General features: G+C 64.1%; 12 protein-coding genes. 5 read left to right on the forward strand and 7 right to left on the reverse strand.

Annotated elements, in window-relative coordinates; genetic code table 11:
* The first annotated feature begins 77 nt into the window (after positions 1-77).
* Entirely contained in the window at positions 78-2,066 is a 1,989-nt protein-coding gene (locus tag AC522E_RS11350; RefSeq protein WP_500746372.1) for a RiPP maturation radical SAM C-methyltransferase, read from the forward strand.
* Entirely contained in the window at positions 2,066-3,202 is a 1,137-nt protein-coding gene (gene metX, locus AC522E_RS11355) for a homoserine O-acetyltransferase MetX (RefSeq protein WP_500746373.1), read from the forward strand. The genes AC522E_RS11350 and metX overlap by 1 nt, the downstream gene beginning before the upstream one ends.
* Here metX and AC522E_RS11360 read toward each other — a convergent pair.
* From AC522E_RS11360 to AC522E_RS11375, 4 genes are read right to left on the reverse strand one after another with little or no spacing between them, the layout of a single operon-like run.
* Complete coding sequence (locus tag AC522E_RS11360) at positions 3,171-4,697, reverse strand: AprA-related methyltransferase (RefSeq protein ID WP_500746374.1); 1,527 nt, start codon at positions 4,695-4,697, stop codon at positions 3,171-3,173. The two genes, metX and AC522E_RS11360, sit on opposite strands and share 32 nt — an antisense overlap.
* Positions 4,694-7,483, reverse strand: a complete 2,790-nt coding sequence (locus AC522E_RS11365) for an NHLP bacteriocin export ABC transporter permease/ATPase subunit (protein ID WP_500746375.1) — start codon at positions 7,481-7,483, stop codon at positions 4,694-4,696. Before AC522E_RS11365 ends, AC522E_RS11360 begins: the two co-directional genes overlap by 4 nt.
* A complete protein-coding gene (locus AC522E_RS11370) occupies positions 7,480-9,675 on the reverse strand; it encodes an NHLP family bacteriocin export ABC transporter peptidase/permease/ATPase subunit (RefSeq protein ID WP_500746376.1) in 2,196 nt (731 codons plus the stop codon). The genes AC522E_RS11365 and AC522E_RS11370 overlap by 4 nt, the downstream gene beginning before the upstream one ends.
* The gene (locus AC522E_RS11375; protein ID WP_500746377.1) at positions 9,672-10,901 is read right to left on the reverse strand and encodes an NHLP bacteriocin system secretion protein; all 1,230 of its coding nucleotides are present in this window, start codon (positions 10,899-10,901) and stop codon (positions 9,672-9,674) included. Before AC522E_RS11375 ends, AC522E_RS11370 begins: the two co-directional genes overlap by 4 nt.
* 470 nt (positions 10,902-11,371) lie before the next feature.
* Here AC522E_RS11375 and AC522E_RS11380 point away from each other — a divergent pair, with 470 nt between their 5' ends.
* Both AC522E_RS11380 and AC522E_RS11385 read left to right on the forward strand, forming a co-directional pair.
* A complete protein-coding gene (locus AC522E_RS11380) occupies positions 11,372-12,910 on the forward strand; it encodes a carboxylesterase/lipase family protein (RefSeq protein ID WP_500746378.1) in 1,539 nt (512 codons plus the stop codon).
* 36 nt (positions 12,911-12,946) lie between these two features.
* Positions 12,947-13,723 carry a CPBP family glutamic-type intramembrane protease gene (locus AC522E_RS11385; protein WP_500746379.1) on the forward strand — a complete coding sequence of 259 codons (777 nt, stop codon included), beginning with the start codon at positions 12,947-12,949 and terminating at the stop codon, positions 13,721-13,723.
* Positions 13,724-13,758: 35 nt separating this feature from the next.
* Here the strand turns inward: AC522E_RS11385 and AC522E_RS11390 are convergent, their stop codons facing one another.
* Positions 13,759-15,129: a serine hydrolase domain-containing protein gene (locus tag AC522E_RS11390; protein WP_500746380.1), complete on the reverse strand. Its 1,371-nt coding sequence runs from the start codon at positions 15,127-15,129 to the stop codon at positions 13,759-13,761.
* 105 nt (positions 15,130-15,234) lie between these two features.
* Here AC522E_RS11390 and AC522E_RS11395 point away from each other — a divergent pair, with 105 nt between their 5' ends.
* Entirely contained in the window at positions 15,235-15,522 is a 288-nt protein-coding gene (locus tag AC522E_RS11395; RefSeq protein ID WP_500746381.1) for a porin, read from the forward strand.
* 165 nt (positions 15,523-15,687) lie between these two features.
* On the opposite strand, the gene AC522E_RS11400 is transcribed toward AC522E_RS11395, so the two are convergent.
* Positions 15,688-16,092 carry a hypothetical protein gene (locus tag AC522E_RS11400; RefSeq protein ID WP_500746382.1) on the reverse strand — a complete coding sequence of 135 codons (405 nt, stop codon included), beginning with the start codon at positions 16,090-16,092 and terminating at the stop codon, positions 15,688-15,690.
* Between the two features lie 283 nt (positions 16,093-16,375).
* On the reverse strand, positions 16,376-18,220 hold the full coding sequence (gene ilvD / locus AC522E_RS11405) for a dihydroxy-acid dehydratase (protein ID WP_500746383.1): 1,845 nt from the start codon (positions 18,218-18,220) through the stop codon (positions 16,376-16,378).
* Positions 18,221-18,270 lie beyond the last annotated feature (50 nt).

The following is an 18,270-nucleotide window of genomic DNA, read 5'->3' on the forward strand; positions in this document are numbered from 1 at the left end:
TGGCCGTCAAGCACCTTGGTATTCTTCCACGCATCCGATAGACACTAAGTCAGTTTCCGCAACAGGAGTCCGAACGGGTGACAGCCTCCGAAGCGAACCGCTCGGCAGCAAGAGCGGACATCTGCCTCGTGAACATGCCCCTTTCGGGGGTCGAGCGGCCTTCCATCGCCCTCGGGCTCCTCAAATCCATCCTGACCGAAGCAAAGATCACCACCAAGGTTCTCTATCCGAGCCTCTGGTTCCTGGAATATGTCGGCATCAAGAGCTATCGGGCGCTCGAAGGCATCCGTCCGGAGGAGGCTCTGGTGGACTGGCTGTTCGGTGCCGCGGCCTTCCCCGACTTCCAACCGGATCATAGTCATTTTCTGACACGTCTCGCGGCGCGAAACCCGCGCCGCGGACGCCAGCCGCCCGACGCGACGCAGCTCTTGTCCCTGCGCGGACAGATGATCGACTTCATCGACTGGGCGGCCCGGAAGGTCCTCGCCCTCGAGCCGCGCATCGTCGGCTGCACGTCGACCTTCCAGCAGCATGTCGCCTCTCTCGCTCTCCTGCGGCGAATCCGGGAACTGGCCCCGGACGTAGTGACCCTGATCGGAGGCGCGAACTGTGAATCCGTGATGGGCCGGACGACTCACGCGCAGTATCCCTGGGTCGATTTCGTCGTTTCGGGCGAGGCGGATGGCTTCATCGTTCCCTTGGCCGAGACCATTCTGGAGAGTGGACGGAACATTGCGCCGGAAGACCTGCCGTTCGGCGTCTTTGCGCCGGTCCACCGCACAACCGGCTACCCCGTGACGAATACGGGTGATGGCGTGCCGAGGGCGATTACGGAAGATATCCGCGCGCTGCCGTTGCCCGATTATGACGACTACTTCGAGGAACTGTCACAATCACTTTATGCCCGAAGCATCGTTCCCGGCCTGCCGATGGAATTCTCCCGCGGCTGCTGGTGGGGGGCGAAAAGTCACTGCACGTTCTGCGGCCTCAACGGCGGGACCATGTCCTACCGCTCGAAACCTGCCGAGACCGTCGTCGGCGACATGGTGCGGATGGCTGAGCGCTACCGGGTACAACGGATAGAGGCGGTCGATAACATCCTGGACATGGGCTATTTCGAGCACGTGATGCCACGTCTCGCCGAGGAAGGTCATGATTTCTCGATCTTCTTCGAAGTCAAATCCAACATGAAGAAGAAGCAACTCGAAACGCTCGCCGCGGCGGGCGTCCGCTGGATCCAGCCGGGCATCGAGAGCCTCGATTCACGCATCCTTCGCCTGATGCGCAAAGGCTGCACGGCCGCGCAGAATCTTCAACTCCTCAAGTGGAGCCGGCAGCTCGGCATCCGCGTGAGCTGGAGTCTGCTCTGCGGTTTTCCGGGCGAGGATGATGCCTGGTATACGGAAATGGCGGAATGGTTGCCCCTGGTCTCTCATCTCCAGCCGGGCGGCGCCGTCACCCTGCGGTTCGATCGCTACAGCCCCTACTTCACCAGTCCCGCATCCTTCGGCCTGAGCCTGACGCCGTCTGAACTCTATCGCTACGCATACCCCCTCGCCGAGTCCGACCTGCGAAATCAGGTCTATTTCTTCGAGGATGACGGTTCTGGCGATGCAGGGCGCGGATCGCTGCCCGCGCGTCCCGGTCTCGAAGCGGCACGGCAGGCCATTGGAGCATGGTTTTCAGCCTGGACGCGTGGTCCGTTGCCCATGCTCACGATGGTCGAGGAGGACGGAGCCCTCCTCGTCGAGGACACGCGCGATTGCGCCGTGGAGCGGCATCATCGCATCGACGGTCTCGCGCGGACGATCCTGAAGCTGGCCGACGATGCATTGCCTGAAGCGCAGCTCCGCGGCCGCATGGCGGAGATGGGTTGCGACGAAGCTTCGGTCGAACGGTCGATCGACGAGCTTCTCGCCCGCCGCCTCGCGATCCGCCTCGATTCCAGGCTGATCGGCCTGGCGCTGTGGCGCCCTCACCGACTGCTTCCCGCGCCGAGCGCCTTCCCCGGCGGCTATTTCATGCAAGGCGCAGAGGCAGTCGAGCAGCTTCTGGCCGCGATCTGATGAAGATCGTCCGCGAAACGCTGCGGCTCGCGGGGGCCCTTCCGCTCATGTCCGGACGCGCGCTCCAGGATGTGTCGGTCGCCTATGAGACCTACGGCACGCTCTCGCCGGAGCGCGACAACGTCATCCTGCTCCTTCATGGCCTGACGGCGGACCAGCATGCGGCAGGGCCGCCCTGGCGCGACGGCGCAAAACCAGGCTGGTGGTGCCAGGCGGTCGGACCAGGTCTTGCCATCGATACCGATCGCTTCTTCGTCATTTGCCCCAATGTGATCGGCAGTTTCGGAGGCAGCACGGGGCCCATGTCTCCGGATCCGGCAACGGGGCGGCCCTATGGCATGCGTTTTCCGGTCGTCACCATCTCGGACATGGTCGAGGTGCAGCGCAGGTTCCTGGATGCGCTCGGCATCGCGCGGCTCCATACTATTGTCGGCGGCTGCATGGGCGGGTTTCAGGCGCTGGAATGGATGTCACGCTTTCCTGAGTGTGTCGGCAGCGCTGTCCTCATCAGCGCGACGGCTCGGACGAGCACCCACAATACCGCCCTTTGGAGCGTCCTGCGCGCCGCAATCATGAGCGATCCCGCCTGGAACGGCGGCGACTATTATGACGGTCCGGCGCCGGACGCGGGACTTGGCCTTCTCGCGATGACCGGCGCCCTGTTCTGGATGAGCCGCGATGCTCTCCAGGACAAGTTCGGCTTGAAAACCATCGAGAACCGACCGTTGCGATACACCCTCGAGCCGGAATTCGCCATCGAGGATTTTCTCAAGCGGGTGCACCGCAACGCGGCTGCCGGCAGTCTCGATGCCAATGCGCTGATCTATCTGACCCGCGCCATCGACTATTTCGACCTCTCGCGCGAAGCAGGCTCTGTAACAGCAGCGTTGGCCCGCTATACCTCCCCTCTCCTCCTCGTCAGCTATGCCACCGACTGGCGCTATCCGCCCCAGGAGATGGACGAGATCCGCGAGGCCCTCCTGCCGCGTGGCACTCCTGTCCAGCACGTCACGCTCGACAGCCCCATCGGCCACGGTGCCTTTCTCTATGACTTCAAGAGCCTGGAGCCGATCCTGGCCGATTTCCTGCGACCGCGTGCCGACCTCAGCGCCGGACGAGATGATCGACGGACATGATCGGTGCGCCGACCATTCCGGCGCCGAGGTCGCGTTGCTGGATGCGCGAAAGGCCCGCCATGTCCTGGGCATGCCGGTGAAAATCGATCTCTACGAGAAACTGGCCGGAATAGCCGTGCGCCGCGTCGAGCAGGGAGATGAGACTGCGGCCCACGTGATCAGCCGCGCGCTCGGGTGCGACGGTATGCGCCTCGATGGAAATCATCCCATGCGGGCCGAGGATCGACGCCCAGTCAGCGAAGAATTCGACGAGGTTCGAGAAAAGCCGATCCTGCGCAATTCTTTCCCCATCACCATCGACGAAGACCGCCGCTGTCGCCGGCGCCGGATACGTTTGCGATGGGGGACGGAACGACCTGTTGTGAATGACGGACTTGTTCACATGAAGAACCCGCAGCGGATCGATCCCGGAGGCGGCCAGGGACTCTGCAATGCGTCTGGGCTGACCGACGTCGCCGAGGATGGCCAGGGATGGCACACCGAGACCGGCGAGCCGCTCCTCGGTTGCGCGTCGCGCGACCTCGTTCACTTCGACACCGACGAGCACGAGGGGATATCGGTCGAGCATGCCTCCGCGCCGCGTACGTCCGCACAGAGCCTCGAAGAGAGCCGCGAGCACGGTGCCGTCGCCCGAGCCGGTGTCGACAACGGCGATCGGCTGGTCGGCGGCGACAGGCGTGTCGAACAGCGGTAACGCGAGTTCGAGGAACGGCTCGCGGCAACTCTTCGAGAAGACGACGCCGCTGAAGGCGATGTCGAGGGAACGATCGATATGTGTCTCCTCGTCGCCGTCGCGCGCAAGGCGAGTGCCGCCACTCAGGAGCGCGTCAACCGATGCGAAGGTCGGTAGGTAGGAGAGCGGATAGGCATATTGCACCACGAGGCCGAGAGCGGCCCGTCCCGGCTCCGTGATACGCACATGCTCGGCTCCGCCGGTCTCTACCCACCCGACGAGGCGCAGGACTCGAACGGCCTGCTGCTCGGCCGCATCGGCGGCACGGCAATATCCTTCGCGCAAGTGCGCGAGAACGCCGCGACGGTCGAGGCCGAACCAGGCTGCGGCCGCCAATGGCCCGAGCGCCTGCTGGCGCCACCGCTCGAACATGGCAGGGTCTTCGAATGGCGACAGGTCCATGTCGGGCACTGCGCCTCCACCTCCGACGAGCGCGTTCAGAAGCACGGCAGCGCTTTTGATCCGCTCCTGAGCCCCATGGACGAGGCGGGATTCGCTCGCGACGGCACGGCCTGAATTGGTCAGGACCAGCTCCTCGCCGCGCAGCGTCGCAAAGCCCTGGGACCGGAGCAATTTTCCCGCGAGGCCGGCGTAGCCGGATGCCATGCCCGAAGCGCCGGCAAGGGCCTCCGGCGAGGCCGGGCGGCACAGCAGAAGGTCGAGAGCGCCCGCCCGGCGCAGGGCCTCCAGGGTCGAGGCGATAGCGATGCCGTCGCAGTGATGACAGAGGGTTGTCCACGCGGACGCGAGTGCAACGGTCATTCGACCTGCCGCTCCACCAGGCGGGCGAATAGGCCATCCTTCGCCACGAGATCCGTGTAGGTGCCTGTTTCGACAACCTTGCCGGCATCGAGAACGATGATCTTGTCCGCATCCATGATCGTGGACAGACGATGGGCGATGACGACCTGGGTGCAGTCCAGGGCCTTGAGGTTTTTCGTAACTTCCGCCTGGGCGACATTGTCCAGCGCACTGGTCGCCTCGTCGAAAATCAGCACCCTGGGCTTGCGGATGATCGCCCGCGCAATCATGAGACGCTGCCGCTGGCCGCGGGAGATTTCCGACGAGCCGTCACCGACCACCGTACGCAGGCCCATCGGCCAGGCCTTGATATCCTCCTCGAGCCCCGCTGCGCGCAGCGCCGCCATGACGTCGTCGGCGGAGAATGGGAGCCCGGCCGCAACATTGTCGTAAACGGAGGCGCTGAGGAGACCTCCGTCCTGGAGGACGACTCCGTATTGCCGACGCAGATCCCACCGATTGATGAACCTCAGGTCGTTTCCATCCACCAGCACCGAACCGGTCTCCGGCGCCTCGAAACCGAGAAGCAGACGCACCACCGAGGACTTCCCGGCGCCCGATGGGCCGACGATGGCCGTCACCTTGCCCCGCTCGGCCCGGAAGGACACCTGGCGAAGAGCGAGCGGCTCCTCGGGTCCATAGCGGAACGAGACGTCTCTGAATTCGATGTCGCCCTTGATCGGCGCCAGATGGCCGTGGCCGATCCGCTCCTCTTCCTGCGCAAGGAGGATCGGCTTCACGCGGTCGTAGAGCGGACGGAGCATCACGAGGAGCAGGGAGCCCCGGGTCGAAGAGAAGGCCGATCCGAGAAACTGCCCGAGAGCGACGTTGAAGCTGACGAACTGCGCCGTGCTCAACGGCGGCGTCGCGCCCGCAGTTGCCGTGTCGGTGCCCCATTGGAAGAATGCGAGCAGGATGCCCATCTGGTAGCCGATGACGACCAGGACGACGAGCGGAATCAGGTACTCGAACATCGCGCGGAAGATCAGCAGGCGATTGTTGAGGACGCGCTGACGCAAACCGATATCGATGCTGCGGCGGTAGAGGTCGAGCCATTGCAGAAAAGCCCGCCGCTCCGCGCCCGCAACCCGCAGCTTCGCGATGGAGCCGAGCATCTGGAGAATCAGGCCCTGGATCCGTCCGCCCAAATCGAGAGCCTGGCGGTTATACTCCAGCACGCGGCGGCCCACCGTATAGGCTACGGCGCCGAAAATCGCGCAGGCGACGAGAACGATGAGAGAAACCTGCCAATCGTAGTAGAGCATCAGGCCGAAGCTGAACACGGCACCGATGCCGCTGACTACGAAGAGGTTGAGCGACTGCGCCAGGATCTGCCGCATGCTGTCGATGCTGTCGGCACGATTGGCGAGGTCGCCCGCGGTGTAGTCCCGGAAAAAGGAGGCCGGAAGATTGAGCAGGCGGATCCAAACAGCAGCCTGGATCCGGTTGTCCATCCTGCCCTCCAGCCGGACTGTCGCCAGGGATTGGATGATGGACGTGAGCGCGGCGGAGATGCCGGTCGTCGCGAGCAGGAGCATGACCACATAGACCTGATCCCGTTCGGCGCCCGGAATGATCGGATTCATCAGCCACCCGATGGCGAGCGGCGTGATGAGGGAGAGCAGGCCGCACAGGATCATGCATAGGATCGCATTGCGGACATCCCGGCGGCCACCGCCGAGCCCGAAGCGGAAGATCCGCCAGGGCGTCAGGGGCCCGGAAGGCAACGGCGGGAAAAAGGAATAGGCCGCAGCATCGATCGATGCGGCGATCCTGGCATCCACACGGGCGCGCGCATTGCCGGTGCAGATCCAATACCGATTGCGCGGCGCGGGCAGCAGCGCACAGGGTTGCCGGCCCGGATTCGTGAAGGCGAGAAGCGGGCCGTGATCCTGCGTCCACCAATCCTCGTCGAGCTGCACGCTCCTGGTCTGCAGGCCGTTGTCCTGCGCGAAGACCTGGATCGCGTCGCTCTCCGGTAGCGCCTCCATGGCATCCGGCGTGACGATCTCCTGCTCGATGCCGACCGCATGGACGACGGCGCGTGCCGCCTCCGCGAGGCCCATCCGGTCGATCCCGGTGCGCTGGAGCGCATCGGGATCGAAGATATCCGCGATGATGCCGAGCCCGCTGGCAAAGTCGTGAGCGGTGGCATTCTGCGTCTGCTTCACGCGTTGAAGGCGTGCGCGCAGCATCGCCTCGCGGGTTGCGGAAACGCTCGCCACCAGCGTGGCGTTCAGCCGGTCGAGCGGTCCGTCCCAGGCGGACCCGGCGGATGGGGCGCCCTCCGACGGCTGGACGACCGTGCCCCGCTGAATGCAGCCCTTGAGAGCACCGATCCAGATGCTCCAGGTCTCGACGAACTGGTCGGCGTCCTTTTGGGCGACATGGAGCGCATAGAGGGCGCCGCGGGTCGTCTCGACGATTTCCGTATCCTCGCCGGGCACTGCGAGGACCCGCGCCGGCCCGTCTTGGGCCATGACGGCATCCAGGAGACCGCCGGCCTCGATTTCCGTCAGGAAAGTGCGGCCGGCCGAATCATCCCAGAAGATGTCGACAGAGCCGGCGAGGACGAGCCAGCACCGCCCTGTGCCGGTCAGTGGAAAGGCGTCCTTGCCGCCGACGATGACGCGCTTCTCCGCAATACCGAGCGCCTTGGCGAGACCGGCGGCGGGGTCCGCCCAGCCCTGCTCGACGATGGCATCGAGCTTGTCCTGTCCGCCGAGGAGATTGTCGAGAATGCTCATGATGCAGCGATCAGCTCGGCATACTCGCCATTTTGCGCGACGAGCTCATGATGCGTTCCTCGCTCCAGGATAGCGCCGTCCTTAATGACAAGGATCTCGTCACAATCGCGAATGGTGCTCAGGCGGTGGGCGACGATGACGCAAGTCATGCCGCGGCGGCGGATATTGCCGTCGATGATCGCTTCCGTATAGGTGTCGAGCGCCGCCGTCGCCTCATCGAGCACGAGCACGGAGGGTTGGCGCGCCAGGGCGCGGGCAATTTCCAGCCTCTGCCTCTGACCGCCGCTGAAATTGGTCCCGCCTTCCAGCACTTTTCCATCGTAGCCGCCTGCGCGGCTCATAATCGTATCATGGATGCAGGCATCCTTCGCCGCCTGGACCACGGCCTCCCACGGAGTCACCGGATCCCAAAGGGTCAGGTTTTCGGCGATGGTGCCCTCGAACAGGTAGATGTCCTGATCCACCCATGCGATGGATCCGGTCAGCACCTCGCGCGGCACGTTCTCAAGGGAGCGACCATCAAACAGAACGTCGCCCGCGCTCGGCCGGTATAGACCGAGAAGCAGACGCAGGAGCGTCGATTTTCCGCTGCCGCTGCGGCCGACGATGGCGATTCGCTGCCCCGGTTTGATTGTCAGGCTCAGATCCTTGATGAAGGGCTGATCGAGGCTCCCAAAAGCGAATGAAACGTTACGCAGCTCGATGTTACCCGTCAGGAGGGCGGCCGTTCCGGCTTGCACCTGCTCAGGAGCGGGCAAGGCTTTCAGCATCGGGTCGAGGGGACTCTTCAGCACGTCGTCGAGGCGGCTCATGTGGCCGCTGGCTTCCTGAAGCTGCGAGGCGAAGCCGATGAGCTGCTGGATCGGTCCGACGAAATATCCGAGCAGCATCTGGAACGCGACGAGGCCGCCGATGCTCATCCGACCGTCGATGATGAGAAGCGCGCCGACGCCGAGCACGACGGCCGTCGTCACATGGCTCAGCACCGATGGGACCGTGCTAAGGCCGATCGAGGTCCGCGAGAGCTCCTGAGAGGTGTTGAGGCTGTTCGTTTGATAACCGGACCAGACGCGGAAGAAATCGCTTTCCGTTCCCGTTGCCTTGATGCTGTCGAGGGAGCGCAACCCTGCCATCGCTGCTCCGGAGGCCTTGGCGCCCGTGTTGAGGAGCGAGGCGTTGAGATCGCGCAGGCGTCGCTGAAGCAGACTGACGGCAATGGCGTTCAGGGCCGTCAGCGCACCCGCGATCAGCGTGAGCGGAAGACTGTAGAGGCTCATGATCAGGGCATAGCCCAGCGCCGTGATGCCGTTCACTGCCATGGTCGGCAGAGGCCCGGAAAGAAGCGATGCGAGGTGGTTCGCGGACTGGACCCGCGAGGCTACGTCGCCGGCATACCGTTCCTTGAAGAACATGATCGGCAGGCGCAGCATGTGCCACATGAATCGCGTCGAGATGGTGATCGCGAACTTGGTCTGCAGCTTCAGAAGCATGGCCTGCTGCAGCCAGGTGAGCGCACCGCTCAGGAGCGCGGCAAGCACGAAGCCGATGAGCAAGGGAAAGAGCCAAGTGCTGAAGCCCCTGACCAGCACCTCGTCGATGAAGACCTTCAGGAAGGCCGGCATAAGAACGTTGGGCAGGACAAGCAGCAGCGAGGCGGCCGCGATCACGCCAAGCGCCGGTCGGGATCCTTCCGTCCAGGCATAGAGCGTCGCCAGGAGATGTCCGCGCCGGCCGCCCGGCTTGAAGTCGGGGCCGGGCTCCAGGCGCAGCACCACATTGGAGAACGAATCCGCGAAATCCTTGCGACCGACGCTCCGGCGTCCGAAAGCCGGGTCGTTGATGAAGACCCTGTGCGCGCTCGCCCCTTCGACCACGACGAAGTGATTGGCATCCCAATAGGCGATGAAAGGCGGCTTCAGCCGCAGCGCCTGGTCGGCGCTCAGCTCCAAACCGCTGCCTTTCATGCCGTATTTGGTGGCGGCGCGGAGGATGTTGCCGATCTTGACACCGTCGCGGGAGACGCCGCAGGTGACGCGCAGTTCTTCCAGGGGGACGAAGCGGCGATAGTAACCCAGGATGATGCCGAGGGCCGCAGCACCGCACTCCATCGACTCCATCTGGAGCACGGTAGGCGTCGAGACCCGGCTTCCGTGCCGCAGGAAGGACGGACGGGGAAGGATTCCGGCCGTCATAGGCTCAGCCAAGTTTGGGCCAGGGGAATGACGAGGGCGACAGGCCTCTCCCTCTGCACCATGATCATGGCCTGGGCGGTCGTGCCGGGGGTGATCCGGAGCGGCGGCCCGGAGGACGAGGTCCATTTCAGGCGGCTCGGAGTGCTGGGATCGCTCTCCAGGCTCAGCTGGACTTCGATGGGTGCACCGGCGGCCATGAGCTGGGAGACGAGCGCCTCGTCGCCGATCACGTTCATCAGGCCCTGACGCGTCACAGGCAGCGCGCTGACGCTCGTCACGCGGCCGCGCAGCGATCCGTAGATGTCACGCTCCACGGAGGTCGGGCTGATCTGAGCCTCCATGCCGACCGCAACGCGCTTTCCGCCCGAAATCGGCAGGTAGGCATGGACGACGAGATCCTCCTCGCCGGTCTCGACCACGGCAAGCTGACTCGAGGCGGAGACGATGGCGTTCGGCTGGGTCGAGATTTCGGTCACGAAGCCTTTCGAAGGGCTGCGGATCAAGCCGCCGAACTGCAGCTGCACATCGAGATCCTGAAGAGCACCCTCCGCGCTGACGACCTTCGTGCGCAGGTCCGCGAGCGTGCGGGCGACATCGTTCTCAAACTCGATCTGCTGCGTCTGAAGGGAACCCATCCGGTCCGTCATGTCGCGGATCGAGGATTGCACCGACGTCATCCGGTCGAAGGCGGCCTGGACCTGGGGGCGCGTCGTGTAGCCGCGCTGAAGCTCCTGCTGAAGCCCCGCATAGATGTCCTGAAGCTGGGCGAAGTTGCTCTGTGCATCCTTCAGGCTTGATTGCGTGGATTGCAGCTGCTGCTCGAGATTAGCCTTGCGCCGCGCCACGTCCGCCTGAGACGATGCTTGGTACGCGGCAAGGGCATCCTGCTGTTGCTTGAGCGCCTGAAAGGCCGCCTGGCGCCGTGCCGCCAGTTCATCCTGCTGGATCGTGAAGAGGAGATCGCCTTTTTCCACCCGTTGGCCGACCTTCACATGGATGGCGCTCACCGTCCCCGTCGAGGTCGCAGCAATGTCGAAGACAACGCCCCTCTGCATCAGGATGACACCCATTCCCTGGGCGTAAAACGAGAGCCGTCCGAGAACTCCCCATCCGACGACGGTCACGACGCAGAGCGCCAGCACGGCCAATGCGATCCAGGTCGAGGGCGAGGTGAGATGAAGGGCGCGGTTGAGCTGCTCCGGATCCCGAATGGGCTCTTCCCTCACTCCCAAAGGGGGGGACTTCGTGTCAAGCATATGCTACCGCGGTCAATGAATTGCGCGAATAATAAGTGTATTCGTTCCTGAGTAAAGATTTCACTTTACTGGCCAGAGCAGTATACTTTTGGCCAAGTCCAAATCGTTACAATAGATCGTTTTGGGGCCGGTAGCTGGTCGCCGTCACTGATGCACCCCTTCCGAAAAGCCCTGCGCGCGACGGCAGCCCTGTTTCGCATTCACGGGTGCCATGGTGGAATCTGCGTTGATCCCGTCGGCGGGCCTAGCCCTGTCTGGCCGTTTCGGATAATGCGCAAACTTCATCGAATGCCGTATGGGAACCGTTCATCATGACGAGGACGTCGACAGCCTTCACCCGCGTCGCCGCAATGCTGGCCGGACTCGGCGTGGCCCTCACGGTGTCAGTGAGTGCCGGCGCCGTCTCTCCCGCCACGACCGGTCGATCGTCGGATGCACCCGTGGTCGCAACCGACAAGGGGCCGGTTCGCGGCACCGCAGGGGACGGCACGGTCGCGTTCAAGGGGATACCCTTTGCTGCTCCACCGATCGGCCGGCTGCGATGGGCGCCGCCGCAGGAGCCACCGTCGTGGGATGATCCTCTCGATGCGTCGACATACCCGCCGGCGTGCCCACAAACGGCCCGCTACGGTTTGACCGAAGCCAGCACTCAGGAGGACTGCCTTTACCTGAATGTCGTCATGCCCACGTCGGCCCAACAAGCCGACAGCGGCAAGCGGCCAGTGCTCGTTTGGATTCATGGGGGCGCGTTCGTGGGCGGGTCGAGCGGCCTCTATCCGCTGGAGCATCTGGCGCGCGCCACCAATGCCATCGTGGTATCCATGAACTACCGGCTGGGGGTTTTCGGCTTCATGCCTCATCCCGCCTTCGATGCCGACTCCAACGGCGGCTACGGCCTCGAGGATCAGCGGATGGCCCTACGGTGGGTCCAGCGCAATATCGCGGCATTCGGAGGTGACGCGGACAACGTAACGCTCATGGGAGAATCGGCCGGCGGCGCCGGTGTCTGCATGCATCTCATCGCGCCCGAGGCGACGACAGGACTGTTCCAGAAAGCGGTCGTGCAGAGCGCGGGCTGTGCGTTCCCGCTCCGATCGGTCCGGGACAATCTGAAGGTCGGCACCAAGGTCGCCGAATTGGTCGGCTGTATGGATCCGAGTTCGGCACTGTCCTGCATGCGCGGGCAATCCATCGAGAAGCTGCTGGATGCGGGGGATAAGGTCGGCGCGGACGATCTCATGACCTACGCGCCCAGCTACGGCAACAGAACCGTACCGCTGCAAAGCGCAGAGGCACTGTCGGCAGGCAAGTTCGTCAAGGTGCCGCTGATCAACGGGGGAACACGCGACGAGCTACGCCTCTATGTCGCCTACGACATACAGGCCGGCAAGAGCGTCACAGCCGACAATTACCCGCAGCTTCTGAAGGCGATTTACGCCGACAAATCCGGCGCCGTTGAAGCCCGCTATCCGGCCAAAGCCTATTCATCCGCCCCGGCCGCACTCGGTTCGGTCATGTCGGATTTCAGACCCGACAACGGCATCAATCACTGCTATTATCTGGAAACGGCGAAATTGGCCTCGCGCTTCGTGGACGTGTACCAGTTCGACTTCGCCGACCGTACGGCGCCGGTGCTCGGCGTCTCCATTCCTGCGAAACCCGATCCTGGCTTCGAGATGGGTGCGGTTCACTCTTCGGAGCTCAACTACTTCTTCCCGAAGTTCTCAAATACCGCCGCGATCAACGGGCCCGATCTTGGCGCCGCCTCACAGGCGCTGGCAGACACGATGGTCGCCTACTGGGCCGCGTTCGTGCAGACGGGCGCTCCCAAGAGCGACGGTGCGCCTGCATGGGAAACGTTCAATTCGACCGGCCGCACCCTCAGGTTCGAGCCAGGCGGGATTGCGAGCTTCGACGCAGGCTCCGAATATCACTGTGCCTTCTGGCGGAGCCTGTACCCTCAATACCTGAGTCAATAGGCTCGGCGGCCCCGCGGGGCGACAGGAGGTGTCATCATGAGCAGACCCCTGAGCCTGCATCTGCGCGCAACAGCCATCCTGGTCGCGTTATGTCTTCTCGGCTCGTGGAGCGCCCTGCCCCTCCTTGTTGCGGCGCGCGAGCACGCAGGCCAGCCCTATGCGGGCGGGTTGCCAGGTCTGATAGGCCTTGCCGCTCTTCAGACCATCGTCACGTTCGGCCTCGCCGCATTCCTGGGTTTGCGGGCCGCCACCGCCACCGGGCTGCCAGGAGCCCCGCTGGTCCTTCGGGCGGCCGGCGGCCCTCCTGCTCCGCGTATCACGCGGTTTCTGATCGCGTCAGCGGGTCTCGGCATCGCCTCTGGGCTTGTCGTCGTCGCAACTGATCTTCTGTTCTTTCAGAATGGGCAGGCCCGTGTGGGGGTACCCAGCATCGACGCGACCTTCGGCCTGCGCCTGCTCACAGGTTTTCTGTACGGTGGCATCAACGAAGAGGTGCTGATGCGGCTGTTCCTCGTCTCCGGGCTGGTATACGTGCTCTCCCGCATCGTCGCGAAGGACGACGCCCTCCCATCATGGCTGACATGGACGGCCATCATCGTTGCGGCGGTCCTGTTCGGTGTGAGCCACCTCCCGTTCACAGGCCTGCTCACGGCCTTGACACCGCTTATCGTCGTGCGGGCCATCGTGTTGAACGGTATCGTCGGCCTGCTCTGCGGCAGGCTCTATGTTCTCTTCGGTATCGAGGCCGCGATGGTGGCTCACGCGGCCGCTCATCTCCCGCTGCAGATCGCGACGGCGGCCTTTCGGCCCTAGACTGAACCGCCAGCGCGCTGAACCGGGGAACGGCGTCAGTTCTCGCCGTAGCGGGCGATCATCTCTGTGCGCAGGACATCCTCATCGACGAGACGGCTCCCGCCGATCCATATCTCGCGTACCATCCCCTCCGCATCCCGGACACGGCGCAACCTCTCGCGGAGAGGGTTGAATCCGGAGCCCTGTACGATCAGGCCGCCATCGTTCTGGGTGATCTCGGCCTCGCTCCCATCCACAAAGGGCAGAAAAGACGTGGGCGCGGTCACAACCACCCGATCACCGATAGGCACCAGGTCCGTCGCACCCCAAATGCTCCACCACCGGCCCTGCCAATCGGCGAGCTCGACACGCGGCGCGCCCCGCTGGGAGAACGTCTTCAGAATGTTGACAATGCCGTCGAGCCAGAGCGCCGCCGGTGCGTCGATGGCATTGGCAAGGACCGAAAGCGCCAGATCCTGCTGCGCATAGACTGCCGTGCGCGAAATGAACCCCTGCAAGGATCCGGAATGGCCCCAGGACGCCCAGTCCCCCGACCGTCCGATGATCGCCCCAAGTCCGTAATAGCGCTCCAGCAGGCCGCCCTCGTCGCGCCACCGGCGACGGGCCATCTCGCGGCGGCTCGCACGCGTGAGGATGCTCTCCTCGGCATTCGGCGAAAGTTGTGCGTAGAACCGCACCAGATCTCCGGCATTGGCCACGAATCCGCCAGCTGGCATGATGGCATTCGTGCGATTGTCGCCGGGAATCACGACCCGGCGGCCGAGCGGCTCCTTCGCGCTATGTCCTCGCGCGACGGGCGCTCCGTCGAGAAATGCCATGTCAGGTGCAATGCCATCCACACCGGCGGCATCGACGATCTCCCGCTTCATCCACACCGCATAGGGCTCACCCACGACGGTCTCGATGACCAGACCGAGAAGCCCATAACCATGGTTCGAATATTTGAACCTCTCACCGGCCTCGAGCGGGGGCGGCTTCGAAAGGTCGGCGCGCAGCTCTTCCGCGGTCAGATAAGGACGTCGATCCATGAACTGGCCGCTGTCGTCACCGTCGCGGACGAGACCCGCGCTATGTGTCAGCACTTGCTCGATGCTCGCTTCGGCAATGCGGGGATGAAGACCTTGGACAAACCGGCCTACCGTATCGTCAAGCCGGATGAGGCCCTGTTCGCGCAGCTTCAGAATGCCCGCAGCCGTAAATGTCTTGGAATGAGAGGCGATGCGGAAGCGGTGCTCCGACCTCAGTCGCTCGCCCGTCGACAGGTCGGCGCTGCCGAACGCTGCGTCGAAGACCACCCTCCCCTTGTGTGCGATGGCGACGGCGCAGCCGGGCTGATCGTGGTAGCGAAGTTGGAACGCCATCCATGACGAAACATAAGCAAGCGCCGCGTCGAGCCAATCCGCCATCGTCCCTCCACAAGGTCGTGTCCGGTTCCATGCTGGTCTCCCGGCGCGAGGGTGTCCACCCCCTCGATCTTGCGCTAGTGTCCGCAAGTACATCCTGGAGGCACCATGCGAAACTGCTGGACTCTTGCAGTAACAGGCCTTGCCGTCGCGGGCCTTGTTTCTCCTGCCGGTGCTGCGCCCGTCTGCCCACCCGGCTTTTCCGCGCTTCAGAACTCCGATACCTGCGTGCGCATCAGTGGCCGGGTCCGGGCAGAAACGATGATCGGTTCCAGCCGCACGCGCGCGTCGGACTCGGTCCGATCCGGCGCCAGCGGCCGGGTGCAGATGGATGTCCGCAAGCAGACCGAATACGGGCCGTTGCGTGCCGTGATCCGTGCCGAGGGGGTGCGGTAGTCTTACGTGGCCCGAAAGGCCTTTCTCAGTCAAACCTTGATGCAGCTTGTCTGGAAATCTTTCAGCGGCGGCGCTCTGCTGTGCAGGGAAGATGCGCTTCTTCGACGATGAAGCCCCGCCCGGGAAGCCGGACGGGGCTCTGGTCGAACTACGCTTCCGAGCGTTTTAGCGGGGCCGCGTGTTGCCGTAGGTCATCGGGTTGGTGGTCTGCGATCCGCTCGCATTTGGAACGGGTGCATACACGGGTCCCGGCCCATACATCGGCGCCGGCTGCATGACGATCGATCCGGTCGACGTCACATCCATCCCTGGTGCGGTACCCATGTTGTAATATGAGCACGGAGCGGTCGCGAGGGAGCCGCTCGCATTGGGCGGAGGCGGGCAGGTTCCTGCCGTCATAGGCTCTCCTGGCGCGACCACGCCCCTGGTATCGCCATAGGTCCCCGGGTTGGTGGTCTGCGAGCCGCTCGCATTCGGGACAGGGGTCGGATACAGATAAGGCTGCGCCATGGCACCGGTCGCCCCAACCAGGAGCGCACCAAAAGCCGTCGTCAACATGATCCGTCGCATATCATCTCTCCTCGGTTGAGTTGCGGTGGGAAATCACCCTATGTGCGGGTGACCAACGCGGGCCGCGTCTCAAAGTTCGGATCGGGATTGCGAGACGATAACGCCCCCGAGCGCAAGGAGCGCACATGAGGCAATAGGCACAAGTAGCTGAAAATATTCACGAATCGGCATGATTACCCGAGCTTGTCAGCTGCGGGACCCTTGCCGTTCAAACCTACGTGAGACGATAGATCGCTCCCGGAGGGAGAGAAGCGGCGCAGCCACCCGCGCCGCCTCCGAGGCATCAATCCGGCAGGACGCGGACGGCGCCGCGCGCCGCGCTGGTGGCCATGGCTGCATAGGCCTTGAGCGCGGTCGAAACCTTGCGCTGCCGCTCGGCCCGCGGCTTCCAGGCCTTGTCGCCCCTGTCCTCTTCGGCCGCGCGACGCTCGGCGAGGATATCGTCTGCGACGGCAAGCCTGATCGTGCGATTGGGGATATCGATCTCGATCCGGTCACCCTCCTCCACGAGGCCGATAAGGCCGCCTTCCGCGGCTTCCGGCGAAGCATGACCGATGGAAAGGCCCGAGGTTCCGCCGGAGAAGCGCCCATCGGTAATGAGTGCGCAGGCCTTGCCCAGGCCCTTCGACTTCAGATAGCTCGTCGGGTAGAGCATTTCCTGCATGCCGGGCCCACCACGCGGGCCCTCGTAGCGGATCACCACCACGTCGCCGGCCTTCACGGCGCCACCGAGGATGCCCTTCACTGCGTCGTCCTGGCTCTCGAAGACCCGGGCCGGCCCGCTGAAGGTCAAAATGCTCTCGTCGACGCCCGCCGTCTTCACGATGCACCCGTCCTCGGCGATGTTCCCGTAGAGCACGGCCAAGCCGCCGTCCTTCGAGAAGGCGTGATCCCGGTCGCGGATGACGCCGTTCGCCCGGTCGAGATCGAGTTCCTCCCAGCGCCGGTCCTGACTGAAGGCCACCTGCGTCGGAACCCCGCCCGGAGCGGCCTGATAGAAGGTATGAACCGCCTCGCTCGAGGTCCGCATCACATCCCAGCGGTCGAGCGCGTCACCAAGGCTTTCACTATGGACGCTGCCGGCATCGCGATGGATCAGCCCGGCACGGTCGAGTTCGCCCAGGATGCCCATGATGCCGCCAGCGCGATGCACGTCTTCGATGTGCACGTCAGCCACGGCAGGTGCCACCTTGCACAGGACCGGGACACGGCGGGACAGGTGGTCGATATCCTTCATGGTGAAGGCGACTTCGCCCTCATGGGCGGCGGCGAGAAGATGCAGCACCGTGTTCGTCGACCCGCCCATGGCGATGTCGAGCGTCATGGCGTTCTCGAAGGCCTCGAAGCTCGCAATGGAACGCGGCAGAACCGAGGAATCGTCCTGCTCGTAATAGCGCCGTGCCAGATCGACAATGAGATGGCCGGCCTCGACGAAGAGGCGCTTGCGATCCGCATGGGTCGCCAGCACGGTGCCGTTGCCGGGCAGGGAAAGGCCCAGCGCCTCCGTGAGGCAGTTCATGGAATTGGCCGTGAACATGCCCGAGCAGGACCCGCAGGTGGGGCACGCGGATCGCTCGACGGCCTTCACCTCCTCGTCGGAGTAGCTGTCGTCGGCGGCAACGACCATGGCATCGATGAGGTCCATCGACTTCAGCTTGCCGCGCAGGTTGAGCTTGCCGGCTTCCATGGGGCCGCCGGACACGAAGACCGTCGGGATGTTGAGACGAAGGGATGCCATCAGCATACCCGGGGTGATCTTGTCGCAGTTCGAGATGCAGACCATGGCGTCCGCGCAATGGGCGTTGACCATGTACTCGACCGAATCCGCGATGATCTCGCGGGACGGCAGGCTGTAGAGCATGCCGTCATGGCCCATGGCGATGCCGTCATCGACCGCAATGGTGTTGAATTCCTTGGCGACGCCGCCCGCCTTCTCGATCTCGCGTGCCACCAACTGGCCGAGATCCTTCAGATGCACATGGCCGGGCACGAATTGGGTGAACGAGTTCACTACGGCAATGATCGGCTTGCCGAAATCCTCGTCCTTCATGCCCGTGGCGCGCCACAATCCGCGGGCGCCGGCCATGTTGCGGCCATGAGTGGTGGTACGGGAACGATATTGCGGCATAGCGAGACCTAATATTTCGAAACGAGCCGTGGCGGCGGTGGTTTATTACA

The organism is Microvirga sp. BF8, from assembly GCF_059888585.1.